1 protein-coding gene is annotated in these 1,011 nt (G+C 63.4%); it reads right to left on the reverse strand.

Annotation, left to right across the window (positions count from 1 at the left end):
- Nucleotides 1–12: 12 nt before the first annotated feature.
- Entirely contained in the window at nucleotides 13–951 is a 939-nt protein-coding gene (locus ACZ5ON_RS36125; RefSeq protein ID WP_465601872.1) for a hypothetical protein, read from the reverse strand.
- Nucleotides 952–1,011: the final 60 nt, after the last annotated feature.

Below are 1,011 nucleotides of genomic sequence, written 5' to 3' on the forward strand. Positions count from 1 at the left end.
TCAGCCACGTGATCATTGTGACCGCCCGGCCATGCCCAAGGCAGCAACCGGACGGCACGTCACAACGGGGCGAACGTTGCCTGATGCGGCACTAGAACGTCGTCGTTTGAGCCGCCCATCTGCGATTGCGTCCGCCCTCGCCTCGAAGGCGAGAATGGCGCACACGGCCAGGTCGATCTTCTTCTTGGAGCGGGGGGAGTCCTTGGTGATGAGAAGACCCTGCGGAACCTCCCGGGTCACCGCGTTGAGCATGTGCCGGCTCAGGTCCTCGTCCCCGTCGTGGCGGAGGTCCTGGACCATGGCGGCTGTGCGAAACCGCTCAACGGCCTGGACCATGCGAGTCGGTTTGTTGGTCCAGAACTCGAAGACGTAGTCCGTTCCCCGGCCATCGTTGTGCTCCAGCGACCAACGGCCGATGTTCTCTTGCCAGTACGGCGGGTCCGCGTACATCCACTCCACGCGGTAGTTCGCGAAGGCCCGAGCAACGGCGGCCTCGACCGCCAACACGTCGACTTCCCAATCCGGCTGCTTCGGATCTCTGGGGTTCTCCCAGAGGCCCAGAACGAAGAGCTTGCCGTCCCGGAGCCGGCACCCGACGAGACCTGTTGCGTCTCCGCGGATCGAGCCATCGAAGCCGATCGCGATCTGATCACCGGGCCGGATCGGATCCTTGTCGTCCAGGCAGGCTCCCCACTCCGCCTTGCTCATCCAGCCGTCCGAGGACTCTGCGATGGTGTTGAAGAAGAAGCGGAGATAGGTGCTGTCGGGCGTGGTCCGGTCGAACAGGATGGTGCGGGTCAGACCTTCGATGTCGGCCCAAGTTGCGTGGCCATAAGCCTGTTTGAGGGCGGCCCGGACCTTGGTTTCATCACGAAGTTGCTCGGGCTGGATGTCGCCTTCGATGCAGTCGTACAGCCAATGGGTCGTTTCCATCCTGAATTCGCAGGTCATGGGCCTGGCGTGAGCTGGTGGTGAGGTACTCGCGCTGGTGGCTGGCGTGATCGTCTTGCG

This window comes from Kitasatospora sp. NPDC032150 (assembly GCF_055579945.1).